We start from the raw sequence: 16012 nt of genomic DNA, 5'->3' as shown, positions 1-16012 counted from the left end.
CCCACGATGAAATGAGGATCAAAACAAACATATACGTGCAACTCAGTCGCCGGTCCGAGCATCACCCTGTCAATGAAGGGCAACCGATATGAGTGTGGGCACAATCATTATTATCATTCTCATCCTGGTGCTGATCGGCGCGATCCCGGCCTGGCCTTATTCCTCGAGTTGGGGCTATGGGCCTTCGGGCTTGCTCGGCGTGATTGTTATCATCTTCGTGATCATGGCGCTCATGGGCCGGATTTGACCCTTGATGGCCTGTGCTGACCTGCAGTCGGCAAGACGGCCTCTTGGGTGCGCGGAGCGCGCTAAGCCGGTTGGACAGCAACAATCAGTTCGCAATCAATTTCGAATGAAACGCGCGCTGCCGCCGGCTTTCTTCTGCTCGGCCGATCCGCTTCCGATCCAAAGCGCTGCCAAGATCAGCGCAGCTGCCAAATAGAATGCAGCGGCGCCCACCCACATGATCAAGCCCCCGAGTTGCTGGTCTTCAAGCGCCGTCAGGCCCCATTGCGCCGCCGCCGAGCTGTTGGCGGCGAATATGTCGCTTCCCGACATGGCCAGAACCGCGCCGAGCAGTCCGCAATGCATGGACGTGAAGAACAGATAAAACACCGACGCGCCGTAGCCCCTGCGGCGGCTATGGCCATTGAGCAAGGCCCACCAGAAGAGCAGCGCGCTTGCCAGGAAGCTGAAATGCTGCAGCCAGTGGACCGGCTCGCTTGTCAGAGCTGCATCGAACAGGATCGGCATATGCCATAGCCACAGGGCGAGGCCGTGCAGGATCGTCGCTGAAGCCGGCTCGGTCAGCCCTCGCCATGCCCTTCGCAGAGGCCACCATCGTGCGCTCGCAAGGCTTCGTCGCACGGCGGATGGAAATGCCCATAGCATGACGCCCAGCGGTCGGGACAACACGAGCGAGGGCGCCGCCACGACCATCAGCACCTCATGCTCGATCATATGCGCCGTAAATAGCCGCTCGCCCAATTCATGCAGCGGCGACATGAGCGCAACGACAAGCAGTGCCCATCCTGTCGCGAAACAGGCCAGGCGCCACCAAGTCACGCCCCGTCCCATTCCCGCCCGCCGCCAAAGCCGCGCAACGCCGACGGCATAGAGGAGCAACGCAATGCCAAGCGGTATGATTGTCACGGCAGAGAGCGACCAGCCATCAGGTTCTTGATCCCAGCCATGCGCGAATTGAACGGTGGGCGCGAGCACTACAGACAACGCCGAAACAGGACCTCCGATCGATAACGCCTTACGGATGAAGGACGGCATCAGAACCTCGGCAACCAATAGAGCACCGCGTACAGCGGCAGCCAGGAGAACACGACAAAATACCAGTAGAACGCATTGTCCTCTGCATCGCTGAAGCGCTTGCCCGTCCCGTGTCGCGTGAACATCAGCACGGCCAGGACGAGCGTGTCGGCAACATCTGTCAACACATGGACGCCGTGCAGGCCGAGCAGCAGCCAGACAAAGGAGCCATACGCGTTGTCGCTCCAGCCTACCGGCAATGTTGAAAATTCCATGATGCGCAGCCCGATAAGCACCAGACCGACCAAGCTCATGACCAGCAGCAGCAGGCGGACCGAGCGCAGGCTCTCTCGCATCGCTGCCCGCTTTATCAGCAAATTCGGGAGCGCACTGACAACCAGGATGAGCGTGAAGAGCGCGGACCAGACCAGGTTTAGGGGAACAGCATCCTTCGTCCAATGATCGTTGGTGACTGCCAGGTAGAGATAGCCGCCAATGCCGAGGGCGAAGCCGGTTCCCTCAAGCAGACAAAACGAGAAGGTTCCCCACCAGGGAGTGACACACGAGCCGAAGGCATAGGTCGGCAAGCCGGAGACATCCATGACGATGCGAGCCATCTAGACGTTTTCCCCCATGGTTTTCGGCCAGAACCAGGCGACGAGCACAACGGCGACGACCGGGGAGCCCAAGGTAATCGCCCATGGCGTGTAGATCGAACCAATGAAGATGACCGCGGTGGCAAACGCCGCCATAAAGGGCCAGATCGAAGGCGCCGGTGACTCCTCGCGAATATCAGGCAGGGCCTCGGTGACGGTTGTCACGAGCAATTCACGCTCATCGACCTTGAGGCCGCCCACCACAGGCTTGTCGTCACCCTGGCTCCATAGCGGCGAGCCGCTTGTGACATACGCAATGCGGTCGAAGTTCTGCGGCTGGGGCGGCGAGGTGGTCGCCCAGTCCAGCGTGTCCGCACCCCAGGGGTTGTCGCCGCCGGGAGAACCTGAGCGGGCGCTGACGACCATGTTGTAAAGCATGAGCAGGAAACTTGCGAAGAACAGCAGCGCACCGGTGCTGGCGAGAAGGTTGAGCCCGCCCCAGCCCATCTGCGCGGGGTACGTGTAGACCCTGCGCGGCATGCCAAGCAGGCCGAGCATGTGCATCGGAAAGAAGGTGGTATTGAAGCCGATAAAGGCGAGAGCGAACTGCCATTTGCCCAGCCGCTCGCTCATCAGGCGCCCCGTCACCTTCGGGAACCAGTAGTAAACAGCTGCGATGAGCGGAAAAAGGGTGCCGCCAATCAGCACGTAATGGAAATGAGCGACGACGAAATAGGTGTCGTGCACCTGCGTATCGATAGGAACCGACGCCAGCATGACTCCCGAAAGCCCGCCGGCGACAAAGATGAAGAAGAAGCCGAGCACGAAAATCAGCGGCGTCTTGAGCACGGGCTTGCCGTCCCACAGTGTGGCGATCCAGCAGAATATCTGCACGCCGTTTGGGATGGCGATCGCCATGCTGGAGGCAGTGAAAAATGCCGCTCCCACCTGCGGCAACCCTGTGACGAACATGTGGTGCACCCACAGGCCAAAGGATAGGAACCCGATCGCGATCAGCGATAGCACCATCGGCAGATAGCCGAAGACCGGCCGCCTGGAGAAGGTCGCAACGATCGCCGAGACGAAAGCGGTTCCGGGCAGGAAGATGATGTAGACCTCGGGGTGGCCGAAGAACCAGAAAAGGTGCTGCCAGAGCAAAGGATCGCCGCCTGCCTCGGCATTGAAAAACCGGGTGCTTACCAGCCGGTCCATGATCAGCATCGAGGACGCGAGCATGACCGCCGGCATGGCGAAGATAATGATGAAGGAATGGACAAGCATGGTCCACACGAAGAGCGGAATGCGGTCAAGCGTCATGCCCGGCGCGCGCTGCTTCAGGACTGTGACGACGATCTCCACCGATACTGCGAGCGCCGCGACTTCGGTAAACGTGATCATCTGCGCCCAATAGTCGGGACCTTTACCTGGGGTGAAGTCCAGGTTTGCGAGCGGCACATAGGAAAACCAGCCGACATCCGGGCGAATGCTCAGCGCGAAGCCGCCCCACAGCATCAGGCCGCCAAATAGGTAGACGTAGTAGGAGAAGGCGTTCAGGCGCGGAAAAGCGATGTTGCGTGTGCCGACCATGAGCGGCACCAGATAGACGGCGAACGCTTCGCCGACCGGCACGCCGAACAGGAACATCATAGTCGTGCCATGCATCGTGAAAAGCTGATTGTAGAGCTCGGCGTCGACAAGATGGTTATCTGGTCTGGCAAGCTGCAGCCGCATGATGATCGCCATGACGCCGCCGGCGAGCAGGAAGGCGAAGGCGGTCACGAGATAGCGAATTCCAATAATCTTATGATCGACCGTCGAAAGCGCATCGACCAGGCCGCGCATTGTGCCCCAGGTCTTACTCAATCGTGCGCGCAGCTCCTCGTCGCCCAGGTCGGTGTCGCGGGTCGCGCGATGCTCGTCGAATGCAACGCTCATTGCGGACTCTCGGACATGACGGTGAATCGGGCAGTTCCCGCCAAGGCGCGTTGCGCCGAAGGATACGTCGTCGGCTTTGCCGGTGAGGCTTGACCGGCGCGCCAGGTTTCAAATTCGCGCGGCTCCAGTGCCACGACGAAGATCGCCATGTGCGCATGCTGCTGACCGCAGAATTCGGCACACTGGCCACGATATACGCCGGGCTTGTCCGCCTCGATACGGAGTTCATTTCTCTTGCCGGGAATGAGATCGAGCTTGCCGGCGAGACTCGGTATCCAAAACGAATGGATGACATCCGCCGTGGCCAGCTTGATGTCGACCGGACTGCCGACCGGGATGCGAATCTCGTTTGCCGTCTCGAAACCGTCATCTCCTTCATAGCGGACCTGCCACCACCACTGATGCCCTATGACCGAGATCGTCAGCACGCCCCCGGCCCCACCTGCGGAAACCGCTCTTTGCGCGCCGAAGCTGAGCACGGCCAGGCCGGCGAGAATAATGGTGCTCGATGCCAGCATCGCGGCAAAGGCGATGAGCATCGGCCGTTTGACGGCTGGGCGGGCTTGCGCAGGCTCGCTGCCACCGTCTCGGCCACGCGCCAGCGCGAGGAGCAGGCCGGCCATGGTAACGAGCCAGACAAGACCGAGCACTGCCGTAAACGCCCAGAACAGAACAGCCAGCGCGTCGGCCTGCTTGCCATGAGGATCGAGGGCCGACTGCACACCGGTGCAGGCCGACAGGAGAGCAGAGCCACCAACAACGCCCAGAAGGCTGGCCAGCGCCGTCGCGCTTCGTTGACGAGCCTTCGGCCACACAGGCAATACGGCGTCCGGAACTCCCCAATACTGTTTCGTGTTGTTGGGATCATACGGTGCCGAGGAGGCCAAACCGTGAGTCTCAGACGCGACACCAGGATTTTTCGCGAACCCGCGTTTTATGTCGCAACGCTGCTCACCTTCTCCCTGGTTGGCGGCGTTTTGCTGTTTTGCAGCATCTACGCGCCATAAGTGCAACAACGGTCCGGGGTAATCGCCGACCCCGAAATTCTGCGTCTCGTTAGCCGGCCAGAAATCCATTCAGCATGGTTCACTACGAGGAGGACGCTTCAGTCGGCTGCCCGCTTACGGGGCTTGTCTGTGCCCCAATTTGAACTGACTGGAAGTAATAAAGTTCCTTGGACCGATCTTGACCCTTCCGCGCAGCATCGCTCTCGCCTGCCCGCAAGGCTTCCGCGAATGCAGATCGGCTCATTGCGGACTTTCAGTTCGCTTCGAGAAATAGGCCGACAAAGCTCTTATATCCTCGTCTGTAAGGCGTTGCGCCGCGGTCGCCATGATGCGCCAGAATGGCGTGCCGCCTCGGCTCTCAGACCGGAATAGTTTCAGTTGCTGTTCGAGGTAAGCGGCATGCTGACCGTCAAGGCGCGGATAGACCGGATTCTTGTCAGAACCGATATGACAGCCGGAACAGGCGGGTACGTTCCGCTCGGGAATTCCGGCTTCCGCGATTTGCTGTCCCTTCTGGACCACTTCGGCCGGAATTTGATCGCGATCCACCGGGATCGGCGGCTGCGCCGCAAAATGCCTGGCAAGCGCTGCCATTTCGTCGCGAGCAAGGCCCGTCACCGGCAAAGCCATGAAGCCGCTGGTGCGATCGCCTTTGGCAAAGGACTGAAGACTGGCGAACAGGTAGGCTTCTTTCTGCCCAGCCAGCACAGGCACGAGACCGCCCCTGCCCTCGCCGTCACTTCCGTGGCACCGCGTACAGTCTGTAAGGGTGTCCGGTGCGGAAGGTTGCGCTTCGTTGCCGGTCGCCTCTCGGGCACCGAAGGCAAGTTGCCGAAATCCTTTCGCATCGAGTTTCGGAAGTTCGCGCAGGAAGGCAACCATTGCCCAGACCTCGTCATCGCGGTCGCGGGCCGGCCATGCGGGCATGCCCGTGAAACGTATGCCATGCTTAACGATCCGAAACAGTTGAGCGTCGGTCCAATCTCCGGCCGTCAGCGCAAGATCCGGCGGTTGCGGAAGCATGCGCAGCACCGCCGGCGAGCGCAGCTCGCCGGGTGCGCCGTGGCAGACCGCGCAGCCCCTCGCAAAATGCCCGGCTGCGGCCGGCAGCCCTCGCCTGTCGAGAACTTTCGGAGCATCTACGGCCAATGCATAAGTTCGCACGGCCGAGCGCATGGCGAGTTGCAGGAACCAAGCCGTCACCTTCCAATGGCCGCTGCTGGCGCCGACATTGAAAAAACCGATCCAGGCTCCAAGCAATATCACGACAGGCAAACCAATCGCGCCGATGACGACATGCTTCAGGCGAACCATTATCGGCTGGTCTTTTATCCGGCTGACGTCATCCTCCATCTCGGAAGTGGCATTGGACGGCTCTGGCAAGAGATGGGTTCGAGAGCCGGGCATCACTGCAATGCTTTCAAATATCGCGCGATGGTCTGGATTTCGGCCTGCGGAAGCATATCGAATGCGGGCATTTTCACGCCTGGTTTCAAGAGATCGGGCCGAGCGATGAAAAGCGCAATGGCCTCCTCGGTATTCGGCAGGATGCCGGCACCGATTGCCTTTCGGGACCCGAGATGGGACAGATCCGGGCCTATCGTTCCGTGTGCCTCGGTGCCCCTTAGGCTGTGGCATGCGCCGCAACCGTTGCGCACAAAAAGCGATAGCCCGCTATCCAGCGGGCCTTGAGGGGCGATTGGATTCTCGAGCTGCTGTGCGGTCAGGGTTGCCGGCGCCATCGGAGGTTCGACCACCTTCGCACGCTGATGTTCGAGTTCCTCTGCCGCGGCCCAGCTGCTGTTGGCCAGAAACCAAAATGCGCAGCCCACTATAGCGGAGAGGCCGACGTTTGCGGACATGACAATCGCTCCCGCGCTTTAACTTGGGAGGATAGGCGAGGTTCCATTTCAGGTCGCGCCCTCGCCTTGCGTGCTCGGCGGCGAAGCAAAAGCGAAAGGTCGATTAGGCAATCGAGCTCAGCAATTTTTGCGCGGTCCAAGGAACATTCCTGGTTGCTCCTGGTTCGGCGACGAGGAACTTACCCCCAACAGCAGAGGTGACGGTCTCGTGACATCAAAAAAAGTCCGCATCGGCATCGTCGGCGTCGGCAATTGCGCATCCTCCCTTGTGCAAGGCCTCACCTACTATCGCCAGGCAAAGAGCAACGAGCCCATTCCCGGGCTGATGCATGCCGATCTCGGCGGCTATCATGTCGAAGACATCGAGGTCGTCTGCGCCTTCGATGTCGCCAGGAGCAAGGTCGGGCGCGATTTGGCCGAAGCGATCTACAGCGCCCCGAACAACACATTCCGTTTTGCAGATGTGGCGCCGGTCGGCGTCCGCCTGGAACGCGGGCCGACGCTCGACGGCATCGGCAAATACCTGCGCGACGAGATCGAGGAAGCGGATGAACCGGTCGCCGACGTCGCCGCGAGTCTTCAAAAAAGCGGAGCCGAGGTACTGGTGTCCTATCTTCCGGTGGGCTCGGAAGCGGCCACCCATTTCTATGCCGAATGCGCATTGGCAGCCGGATGCGCTTTCGTCAATTGCATACCCGTCTTCATTGCCTCGCGACCGGAATGGCGGCGGCGTTTCGAGGAGCGTGGCCTGCCTTTAGTAGGCGACGACATCAAGAGCCAGGTCGGAGCGACCATTGTTCACCGGCTGCTTGCCAATCTTTTCCGGGAACGCGGGGTCCGCATCGACCGCACATACCAGCTCAATTTCGGCGGCAACACGGACTTCCTCAACATGCTGGAGCGGGAGCGACTGGAATCCAAGAAGATCTCCAAGACGCAATCCGTCACCAGCCAGATTGATGTTCCGCTCGAACCTGGCAATATCCATGTCGGGCCCAGCGACCATGTGCCTTGGCTTACCGATCGCAAATGGGCCTATATCCGCGTCGAAGGCACGACTTTTGGCGGTGTGCCGCTGAACGCCGAGCTCAAGCTGGAAGTCTGGGATTCGCCCAATTCCGCCGGCGTGGTGATCGATGCCGTGCGCTGCGCCAAGCTTGCTCTCGATCGCGGCATTGCAGGGGCGCTCACCGGGCCTTGCAGCTACTTCATGAAATCGCCGCCGGAGCAGTTCACCGACGCTGAGGCCCGCCTGCGCACGCTCGCCTTCATCGCCGGCAGGGACGAGCCGATGCTCGATGCCGCGGAATGACCACGACCTTCTTTCTCATCCGGCATGCCGCCTATGACGACGTCGACCGGTATCTGGCTGGGCGCCTGGAGGACGTCAAGCTCTGTCGCGCCGGCCAAGAACAGGCGCTGCGTCTGGCACGTCGCATGGCCAGGGAACCGATTGCCGCCATCCTGAGCAGCCCTCGCAAGCGCACATTGGAAACCGCCAAATCCATCGCCGTCGCCTGTGAACTCGAGCAGATCTCGATCCGTCAGGAATTGGATGAAATCGACTACGGCGCCTGGTCCGGCAAAACGTTTGAAGAGCTGAACCGCGATGCCGCCTGGCGAATGTGGAACGACCAGCGGCAGAATGCCCGCACACCGAACGGCGAGACCATGCAGGATACGCAGCAACGGGTCGTCGGCCTGATGGATGCGCTGCGCCAACAAACCCCAAACTGCTATGTTGCGCTGATCAGCCACGCGGACGTTATCAAGGCGGCGGTGTGCAAGGTCCTTGGCCTTCAACTCGGTGACTGTTTCCGTTTCGATATTGAGCCTGCCTCGATCACCACCATCGTCCATGGCGACTGGGGTTCAAAGCTCATTCGCCTGAACGAAATCATCTGACGGGAGCTGTCCGATGCGGATGGTCATCTTCGGTCTCACCGTCACCTCCTCATGGGGAAACGGGCATGCCACGCTCTGGCGCGGGCTGATACGCGCGCTGGCAGCACTCGGCTGGTCAATCAGCTTCTTCGAACGAGACACGCCCTACTACGCCGGCACAAGAGATATCGACCACCTCGAGGGCGGCGAAGTGGTGCTATATCCCGTGTGGGATAACATCATTCAGGCAGCGGCGGTCGCGGTCCGGCAGGCTGATGTCGTTATCGTTACCTCCTACTGCCCGGATGCTGTTGAAGCCTCGCGCCTCGCGCAGGAGTGCTGCCTCGGCCTGAAGGTTTTCTACGATCTCGACACCGCGGTGACGCTCGCGCGTATCGAGCGGGGCGACCAACCATCCTATTTCGGTCCAGAAGGACTTCGCGATTTCGACCTGGTGATGAGCTACACCGGCGGCCCGGCGCTCGATGCACTCAAGACAATGCTGGGCGCGCGCCTTGTCGTGCCACTCTACGGCCACGTTGACCCCGACAGCCATAGACCGGCGCAGCCCAGGCCCGAGTTCGCTGGCGATCTGTCCTATCTCGGAACCTATGCCGAAGATCGCCAGGCGGGCGTCGAGAAATTGCTGGTCGCGCCAGCTGTCCGGATGCCGGATCGCCGCTTCGTTATTGGCGGCGCGCAATACCCGCAGGATTTTCCGTGGAGCGACAATATCTTCTTTGTCAGGCATCTGCCGCCTGCCGACCACCCGGCCTTCTTCTGCTCGTCCCGCCTGACCCTGAACGTCACCCGCGAAGCAATGGCACGCAAGGGCTGGTGTCCCTCCGGCCGACTGTTCGAAGCGGCAGCTTGCGGCGCAGCGCTCATTTCCGATGACTGGCCGGGCATCGATAGATTCTTCAAACCCGGCAGCGAAATCGTGATTGCGCATTCCACCGACGACGTGGTCGCCGCGCTCGGTTTGTCGGATGCGGAACTCGAGGCATTGCGCCGCCAAGCCCGCGAGCGCGTCCTCGACGAACACACATCGACGCGCCGCGCCGCGGAACTGGACGGGATCCTGAACGAGGCCGTTCGGGCGCAAGCAAGCGAACCGAATAAGGAAGCCGTCTGATGTTGGGTATCGTCCCGGCCGCGGGGCGCGGCAGCCGCATTCAACCGCTGGGTTTTTCCAAGGAGCTGCTGCCGGTGGGCAGCAGGATGGACGGGCAAACTGAGCGCCCCTGCGCGGTCAGCGAATATCTGGTCCGCCGAATGGTGAGCAATGGCGTCGACAGGATCTGCTTCATCATCGGCTCGGGCAAGTCCGATATCCTCGAATATTACGCCGCCGGCTATGACAGCGCGGCCGCCATCTTCGTGGTGCAGCCCTCTCCGGTTGGCCTCTGCGACGCGATCTTCCGCGCCGCGCCTCTCGTCACGCCGCAAGAGACGGTCCTGATCGGGCTACCTGACACCATCTGGTTTCCCGAAGACGGCTTCTGCCATCTTCCGGACGACCGGCTGTCTTTCCTGCTGTTCCCCGTAGAGCGGCCGGAGCTTTTTGACGCCGTGGTCATCGATCGGGATGGCCGGGTCGAGCAGATCCAGGTCAAACAGCGCGAAGCACCGACCAATTGGGTCTGGGGCGCATTCAAAATGCCGGCCAGCATCTTCCACCGGCTTCATGCGCTCTGGCGCGAACGAAACGGCTGCGATGAGTTTTTCGGAACCCTGGTCAATGCCTATCTGGCTGCCGGCGGTGAAGCCTTGGGTGTCAAGGCGGGCTCGGCTTACGTCGATGTCGGAACGTTCAATGGCTACCGCACGGCGCTCCGGCTGCTTGAAAACAACGACGCGTCGGACAACCAAGGCACGCCGATATTCGTGCCGTCGAGCCACTCGCAAGTACCATCCTTGCCAGGCGAAGGAGGATGACCATGCTGCATTCCGCAGCGGAAATACGCCGTCGCATCGATGCGCTGGGTCCGTGGTTCCACAACATGGAACTGGCAGGTGTGCAGACGGCTCCCAACCACTTCCTTGGCAACTATCCCCTGATCAAATGGCAGAAGTTCGCGGATGCGATCCCGGCCGATCTCTCGGGCAAGTCCGTGCTCGACATCGGCTGCAATGCCGGCTTCTACTCCATCGAAATGAAGCGGCGAGGCGCCGATCGCGTGCTCGGCATCGACTTCGATGTGGGCTACCTGACGCAGGCGCGCTTCGCCGCCGAAATCGCCGATTTCGATATCGAATTCCGCGAGCTGTCGGTATACGACGTCGCCGCTCTCGGCGAGACTTTCGACATCGTGCTCTTCATGGGGGTCTTTTACCACCTGCGCCACCCGTTGCTGGCGCTGGACCTTATCCGCGAGCACGTCGCACCGGACTTGATGGTTTTCCAGTCTATGCAACGCGGGAGCAGCGAGGTCGCCGCGCTCGAGCAAAACTACCATTTCTGGACGCACGACCTGTTCGATCGGCCCGAATTCCCGAAGCTGCACTTCGTCGAGCACCGGTATGCCGACGACCCGACCAACTGGTGGATCCCGAACCGTGGCTGCATCGAGGCAATGCTGCGCAGCGCCGGATTCGAGATCCTGCTTCAACCGGAAGAGGAGGTTTATTTCTGCCGGGCCTTCGGTGAGCCGGCGGGCGAAGGTGCGGTCTACCCTGCGAAAGGAAGAAACGATGATTGAAGCAACCATGATCTGGAACGAGCCCAACAACAAGTCGCATTGGGATCCCGAGCTCGATCCGGATTGGAGCCGCTTTGCCAACATGGCGATCCTGGCAGCCGATGCAATCGGTCTCCAAAACCCGGCGATCACGCGAGTCCTTGGCGGCATTTCGCCAATCGATGCCGGCTTCATGTCGCTTATGAAGGGGTTCGGGGTACTCGATCACGTCGATGCCGTCGCCGTACATGGCTTCCCGCTCGACTGGAACCTTTGGCAGATGCATGAATGGCCGCAAAAGCTCGGCGAGATCGCCGACATCACCGATCTACCGATCTGGATCAGCGAAGCCGGCGTGTCGAGTTTCGGCGCCGAGGAGATCCAGGTCTGGGGCCTGCGCCGGACAGCGGAGTTGCTGCTTGGCAACGCGCCCCGCGTGCAATGGTACAGCCTCTATGATTTGCCTCACGCATGGGGCGCGACCACGCGGCATCGCGAGGTGGAAGGCTCCTCTTATTATCGCCATTTCTACATGGGCCTGCTGCGCGAAGATGGCACGCCCAAGCCGGCTCTCGAGGACTTCCTGCGCTACACTCCGCAAATGGGACTGGTCCAGTGGTTCCATTTCGAGGACCACCGGCTGGACGACGCCGTCGCCTGGATGAAGCGTCTGGGCGTTACAAATTTGCGCACGGGCCTTTCTTGGGCCGACAGTTTCAGGCCAAATGCCCTCGACTGGTTCGACCGCCAGATGGAAGCGCTCGCCGACTTCGACGTCACCATCACCTTTTGCTTCACGCCTGAACATCGCGGCCTGCAGCCTCATCACACCAGCCCACCGGAAGTGCCTGAGGAGTTCGCCGAATTCTGCGCGACAATGATCCGTCGTTACGCGCCTGGAGTGCACAATGCGGCCATGCCGGCGCAGCGGGCCTCGGCTGCATGAGGCTGCCATGTCGTCCGCCGATCAATCGTCAAATGTGCTGGCCGAATTCGCTGCACTGCTGACCGGCAGGAATATCGGCCCAGGCGCCGGTCTCATGATTGTCGTGGCGCATCCGGATGACGAAACGATCGGCATCGGCGGCCATCTTGCCGGGCTGCCGGGCTGCCGGATCGTTCATGTCACGGACGGAGCGCCGCGCGATCTTGCCGACGCGCGGAGTCACAGCTTCCAGACATGGCAAGACTATGCCCATGCTCGCCGTATGGAACTATGGGCTGCGTTAGCGGCGGCAGGGCTATCGTCTGCAAATCTGACCAGCCTCGACTACCCTGACACGGAAGCGGTCATGCATCTCGGCGCACTCGCGCAGCAGTTGGCCTGCCTTTTGGCCGCACGCGAGATCCGGTTTGTTTGCACGCATCCTTTCGAAGGAGGCCATCCCGACCACGATACCACCGCCTTTGCCGTTCATGCGGCCTGCCATTTGCTGCGCCGCGACCGGCACCCAGCGCCGTCTATTATCGAAATGGCGTTCTATGCCGCGGGGCCGGAAGGCCCCATCTTCCAGGATTTCGTCGATAGCCCCGAGGCGGACCGCATCGAGGTTTGCCTGACCGGACCGGCCTTTCGGCTCAAGCAAGCCATGTTGGCCAGCCATAAGACACAGCAGCGGACGCTGGCGCCGTTCTTCAGTTCGACCGAGCGCTTTCGACTGGCACCCGCTTACGATTTCCGTGCGCTGCCGAATAACGGCAGACTTTATTATCAATCCCTGCCGCTTGGTTTCGAGCCCGCAACTCGGCGTGGCGGCAGCCGCGCATGAGGAGCTTCGGCTAGACCGGCCATGACCCTCACGGTGCTCAACGTCGCCTATTCTCTCGCGCCTGTCGGACCGGATGCGGTCGGCGGCGCCGAGCAGGTGCTGTCGATGCTTGACCGCGCCCTGGTGCGGGACGGCCATCGTTCTATTGTCGTCGCCTGCCGGGGTTCCAGCGCGGCCGGTACTCTGGTGGAGACGCCTGCCGAGACAGGTGTCCTCGACGAAACTGCCAAGAAGCGCGCGCAGCAGGCACACCGCGGGGCGATCGCAACCGCGCGGGCGCGTTGGCCGATCGACATCGTGCATCTACATGGCATCGATTTCGACACTTACCTTCCCGGCGACGGTCCGACGCTCGTGACACTTCACCTGCCGCTCAGCTGGTATGCGCCCGAAGCCTTGCGACCGGCCCGTGAGGACCTATGGCTGCATGCGGTTTCGGACGCGCAGCATAAAACCGCGCCCGCCGGATCGAGGCTGGTAGCGCCTATTCCAAACGGTGTCGACGTCGATGGGCTGAACCAGCCGCGGTCGCGGCGCGATTTCGCGCTCGTGCTCAGCCGAATCTGCCCGGAAAAAGGCATCCATCTGGCGATCGAAGCCGCCAAACGCGCCTCGGTGCCGCTGGCGATCGGCGGACAGATCTATCCTTACCAGACACATGTGGAGTACTTCGCCAACGAGGTGCGCCCCCGCCTCGACAGGCGGCGGCGCTTTCTGGGGCCGCTTGGCTTTTCCGCCAAGCGGCGACTTCTCAATGTCGCCCGCTGTTTGGTCATTCCGAGCCTGGCAGCGGAAACAAGTTCGCTGGTTGCCATGGAAGCGCTTGCGTGCGGCACGCCCGTCGTAGCCTTCCCGAATGGCGCCCTGCCCAATGTCGTCGAACATGGCGAGACCGGATTTCTCGTCAACGACGTCGACGAGATGGCGACAGCGATCCTTGCTTCGGCCGAGTTGAGCAACGAAGCGTGCCTAAGCGCGGCGCGACGCCGCTTTTCGCTCGATCGCATGATCTCGGCCTATATGGATACCTACCAGGCATTGGCAAAGCTCGGCACTTCCCGAGCAGAGTTGAGGGCCGCTCGGTGAGCGCCCTGCGCGCCGAGGTCATCCGAGATCAGGGCGCGTTCGATGATCTCGAGTCGCATTGGTGGCCGCTCTGGTCGCAAAGCACCTCTGCCACGCCTTTCCAGTCACCCGCCTGGCTGTTGCCGTGGTGGCGGACATTCTCGCCGGGTGATCTCTCCGCGATCGCCGTGTGGCGCGGGAAAGATCTCGTCGGCCTGGCGCCACTGTACCTCGAACCGCACGCTTCCGGCTGGAAACTGCTGCCGGTCGGAATCTCGCTGAGCGACTACCTCGATATTCTGTGCACCCCCGGTCAAGAAGCAGCGGTGAGCGCTGCTATCGCCGAGGCAGCGCTCTCGCTCGAATGGTCGCAATGGATCCTTCCAGACCTGCCAGCCAGAGCTGCCTCCTTGAGCCTTGCGCTACCGCAGGTCAAGGAGAGCCGGTGCGCGCACCATGCCGCCTGTCCAGTGCTTCCGCCTGCGGGCAATGAGACGCTTGTAAGCTTGATACCCGCCCGACGAAGACGTCAACTGCGCCGCGCCCAAAGAGCCGCGCAACGACGGGGACGGGTAGCCATTGCGCGATACGAGGCCGATCCGGAGACGTTCGTCGATCAGCTGGTCCGACTGCACGATGCCCGGTGGGCCGGACGGGGCGGCGGCGTGCTGGTGGGTAGCGCTATCGAATTCCACCGCAATGCGTTGCCCCGCCTCGCTGCAAACGGTTTGGCGAGGTGTTGGCTGATCGAAATCGGCGAAGCTGTCGTCGGTGCGTATTATGGCTTTCATCACCGTGATCGCGCCTATGCCTATCTCGGTGGTTTCGACCCGGCCTATGCCGAGGAGAGCCCGGGCGCGATCCTGATCGGCAAGGCCATTGTCGAAGCCGCTCGGGAGGGGGCACGCGAGTTCGATTTTCTGCGCGGCCGGGAAAGCTACAAGTATGGCTGGGGCGCCGTCGACCGTTGGACTGCGCAGAGGGTCTGGACCCGAGGCGCGCCGCCATGACCGCAGCAGAACAGGCAAAGACTACTGCGAGACGCATTCTCGAAAATTGCATGGCGAACGGCCTATCCGCGGACGTCGCGATCGCCAGATTGGCCGTCTATCTCAAGACGGGCATCAACGCTGCAGAACTTGCGAAGATCGCATTGGATATGCGTGCAAATGCCACCCACCGAGGGGACTGGCTCGACGAGGTGGCCGTGCTTCTCTCCCGCAAGATCGACACCTTTGACGAACTCCGGACGACGGCGGCTTCCGTACTTCATAACCGCCTGGCTGGCGAAACGCGTGAGATGACCATCAGCCGACTGGCCATCGGCTTCGACCAGGCGGCCGACATTTCTGCGGTCGCCAGCGTCCAGCTTTCGTCCCTTGGCGATGAGGAGAAGCTTTCGGCTGCAACAGCCGAGATCACTTCCTGGCTGGAGCGACAAGGCTTTACGGGCGCAGGCAAGACGATACTCGACGTCGGTTGTGGCATCGGCCGCTTCGAATATGCGCTCCACGCGAGGGCAAGGCATATTGTCGGGATCGATATATCCGCCAAAATGCTTGCCATCGCGCGTCGACGGTGCGCCGGTCTGACCAATGTGGAGTTCCGCCACACCTCAGGGCTCGATCTTGACGAATTCACCGATGCAGGCCTTGATGGCGTGCTGGCGGTAGACAGTTTCCCTTACCTGGTACTCGCCGGCGTCGCCGAGCGGCACTTCAGCGAAGTGGCGCGCGTGTTGCGCCCAGGCGGAATGGCCGCAATTCTCAACTATTCATATCGGGTGCCGTCTGGCGTCGATTCCTCCGACATTCGCGGTCTCGCCGGTGCTTTCGGCATGGACGTCGTCATCGACGGTGACATGCCTTTCCGTCGCTGGGACGGCACCGCGTTTCTAATTCGTCGTATTGGCGGAACATAACGGACAGACCGAAGTTGGGGCGCCAAACCACT

At 61.4% G+C, this 16012-nt stretch carries 17 protein-coding genes; 11 read left to right on the top strand and 6 right to left on the bottom strand.

Annotated elements, in window-relative coordinates; translation table 11 throughout:
- Positions 1-88: 88 nt before the first annotated feature.
- Positions 89-247 (top strand): DUF3309 domain-containing protein, encoded by a 159-nt coding sequence (locus ABID26_RS19400; RefSeq protein ID WP_292340703.1) that lies wholly within the window; start codon positions 89-91, stop codon positions 245-247.
- Between the two features lie 95 nt (positions 248-342).
- On the opposite strand, the gene ABID26_RS19395 is transcribed toward ABID26_RS19400, so the two are convergent.
- From ABID26_RS19395 to ABID26_RS19370, 6 genes are all read right to left on the bottom strand, one after another.
- Positions 343-1281, bottom strand: a complete 939-nt coding sequence (locus ABID26_RS19395) for a cytochrome c oxidase assembly protein (protein WP_292340704.1) — start codon at positions 1279-1281, stop codon at positions 343-345.
- A complete protein-coding gene (locus ABID26_RS19390) occupies positions 1281-1877 on the bottom strand; it encodes a cytochrome c oxidase subunit 3 (protein WP_354416051.1) in 597 nt (198 codons plus the stop codon). The genes ABID26_RS19395 and ABID26_RS19390 overlap by 1 nt, the downstream gene beginning before the upstream one ends.
- Entirely contained in the window at positions 1878-3791 is a 1914-nt protein-coding gene (gene ctaD / locus ABID26_RS19385) for a cytochrome c oxidase subunit I (protein WP_292374187.1), read from the bottom strand.
- Positions 3788-4867 carry a cytochrome c oxidase subunit II gene (coxB, locus tag ABID26_RS19380; protein WP_292340707.1) on the bottom strand — a complete coding sequence of 360 codons (1080 nt, stop codon included), beginning with the start codon at positions 4865-4867 and terminating at the stop codon, positions 3788-3790. Before coxB ends, ctaD begins: the two co-directional genes overlap by 4 nt.
- 171 nt (positions 4868-5038) lie before the next feature.
- On the bottom strand, positions 5039-6151 hold the full coding sequence (locus ABID26_RS19375) for a c-type cytochrome (RefSeq protein ID WP_354416050.1): 1113 nt from the start codon (positions 6149-6151) through the stop codon (positions 5039-5041).
- Positions 6152-6204: 53 nt separating this feature from the next.
- The gene (locus ABID26_RS19370; RefSeq protein ID WP_292340709.1) at positions 6205-6660 is read right to left on the bottom strand and encodes a c-type cytochrome; all 456 of its coding nucleotides are present in this window, start codon (positions 6658-6660) and stop codon (positions 6205-6207) included.
- A 208-nt stretch (positions 6661-6868) separates the two neighbouring features.
- Between ABID26_RS19370 and ABID26_RS19365 the strand changes: the two genes are divergently transcribed.
- The 10 genes from ABID26_RS19365 to ABID26_RS19320 are packed head-to-tail and all read left to right on the top strand — an operon-like array spanning position 6869 to position 15980.
- Positions 6869-7972, top strand: a complete 1104-nt coding sequence (locus ABID26_RS19365) for an inositol-3-phosphate synthase (protein WP_292374181.1) — start codon at positions 6869-6871, stop codon at positions 7970-7972.
- Positions 7969-8565, top strand: coding sequence for a histidine phosphatase family protein (locus tag ABID26_RS19360; RefSeq protein WP_292374179.1), 597 nt, complete (start codon positions 7969-7971; stop codon positions 8563-8565). Before ABID26_RS19365 ends, ABID26_RS19360 begins: the two co-directional genes overlap by 4 nt.
- A 13-nt stretch (positions 8566-8578) precedes the next feature.
- Positions 8579-9679, top strand: coding sequence for a CgeB family protein (locus ABID26_RS19355; protein ID WP_292344999.1), 1101 nt, complete (start codon positions 8579-8581; stop codon positions 9677-9679).
- Positions 9679-10482, top strand: a complete 804-nt coding sequence (locus tag ABID26_RS19350) for a nucleotidyltransferase family protein (protein WP_292344998.1) — start codon at positions 9679-9681, stop codon at positions 10480-10482. Before ABID26_RS19355 ends, ABID26_RS19350 begins: the two co-directional genes overlap by 1 nt.
- 2 nt (positions 10483-10484) lie before the next feature.
- A complete protein-coding gene (locus tag ABID26_RS19345; RefSeq protein ID WP_126102608.1) occupies positions 10485-11246 on the top strand; it encodes a TIGR04290 family methyltransferase in 762 nt (253 codons plus the stop codon).
- Complete coding sequence (locus ABID26_RS19340) at positions 11239-12171, top strand: beta-xylosidase (protein WP_126098697.1); 933 nt, start codon at positions 11239-11241, stop codon at positions 12169-12171. The genes ABID26_RS19345 and ABID26_RS19340 overlap by 8 nt, the downstream gene beginning before the upstream one ends.
- A 7-nt stretch (positions 12172-12178) precedes the next feature.
- Positions 12179-12994, top strand: coding sequence for a PIG-L deacetylase family protein (locus ABID26_RS19335; RefSeq protein WP_292374177.1), 816 nt, complete (start codon positions 12179-12181; stop codon positions 12992-12994).
- A gap of 21 nt (positions 12995-13015) precedes the next feature.
- The gene (locus ABID26_RS19330; protein ID WP_292374175.1) at positions 13016-14080 is read left to right on the top strand and encodes a glycosyltransferase; all 1065 of its coding nucleotides are present in this window, start codon (positions 13016-13018) and stop codon (positions 14078-14080) included.
- Positions 14077-15069 (top strand): GNAT family N-acetyltransferase, encoded by a 993-nt coding sequence (locus tag ABID26_RS19325; RefSeq protein ID WP_292374173.1) that lies wholly within the window; start codon positions 14077-14079, stop codon positions 15067-15069. Before ABID26_RS19330 ends, ABID26_RS19325 begins: the two co-directional genes overlap by 4 nt.
- Entirely contained in the window at positions 15066-15980 is a 915-nt protein-coding gene (locus ABID26_RS19320) for a class I SAM-dependent methyltransferase (protein ID WP_292344996.1), read from the top strand. The genes ABID26_RS19325 and ABID26_RS19320 overlap by 4 nt, the downstream gene beginning before the upstream one ends.
- Positions 15981-16012 lie beyond the last annotated feature (32 nt).

Source organism: Mesorhizobium shonense, from assembly GCF_040545255.1.
Classification (GTDB): domain Bacteria; phylum Pseudomonadota; class Alphaproteobacteria; order Rhizobiales; family Rhizobiaceae; genus Mesorhizobium; species Mesorhizobium shonense.
The sequence above is the reverse complement of the archived record's forward strand: the minus strand, read 5'-3'. Positions and strand labels throughout refer to the sequence as shown.

Coding starts and splice junctions, on each gene's coding strand:
- ABID26_RS19400 (WP_292340703.1), top strand. CDS start 89: ATGAGTGTGGGCACAATCATTATTATCATTCTCATCCTGGTGCTGATC.
- ABID26_RS19395 (WP_292340704.1), bottom strand. CDS start 1,281: ATGCCGTCCTTCATCCGTAAGGCGTTATCGATCGGAGGTCCTGTTTCG.
- ABID26_RS19390 (WP_354416051.1), bottom strand. CDS start 1,877: ATGGCTCGCATCGTCATGGATGTCTCCGGCTTGCCGACCTATGCCTTC.
- ctaD (WP_292374187.1), bottom strand. CDS start 3,791: ATGAGCGTTGCATTCGACGAGCATCGCGCGACCCGCGACACCGACCTG.
- coxB (WP_292340707.1), bottom strand. CDS start 4,867: ATGGATTTCTGGCCGGCTAACGAGACGCAGAATTTCGGGGTCGGCGAT.
- ABID26_RS19375 (WP_354416050.1), bottom strand. CDS start 6,151: ATGGAGGATGACGTCAGCCGGATAAAAGACCAGCCGATAATGGTTCGC.
- ABID26_RS19370 (WP_292340709.1), bottom strand. CDS start 6,660: ATGTCCGCAAACGTCGGCCTCTCCGCTATAGTGGGCTGCGCATTTTGG.
- ABID26_RS19360 (WP_292374179.1), top strand. CDS start 7,969: ATGACCACGACCTTCTTTCTCATCCGGCATGCCGCCTATGACGACGTC.
- ABID26_RS19355 (WP_292344999.1), top strand. CDS start 8,579: ATGCGGATGGTCATCTTCGGTCTCACCGTCACCTCCTCATGGGGAAAC.
- ABID26_RS19350 (WP_292344998.1), top strand. CDS start 9,679: ATGTTGGGTATCGTCCCGGCCGCGGGGCGCGGCAGCCGCATTCAACCG.
- ABID26_RS19345 (WP_126102608.1), top strand. CDS start 10,485: ATGCTGCATTCCGCAGCGGAAATACGCCGTCGCATCGATGCGCTGGGT.
- ABID26_RS19340 (WP_126098697.1), top strand. CDS start 11,239: ATGATTGAAGCAACCATGATCTGGAACGAGCCCAACAACAAGTCGCAT.
- ABID26_RS19335 (WP_292374177.1), top strand. CDS start 12,179: ATGTCGTCCGCCGATCAATCGTCAAATGTGCTGGCCGAATTCGCTGCA.
- ABID26_RS19330 (WP_292374175.1), top strand. CDS start 13,016: ATGACCCTCACGGTGCTCAACGTCGCCTATTCTCTCGCGCCTGTCGGA.
- ABID26_RS19320 (WP_292344996.1), top strand. CDS start 15,066: ATGACCGCAGCAGAACAGGCAAAGACTACTGCGAGACGCATTCTCGAA.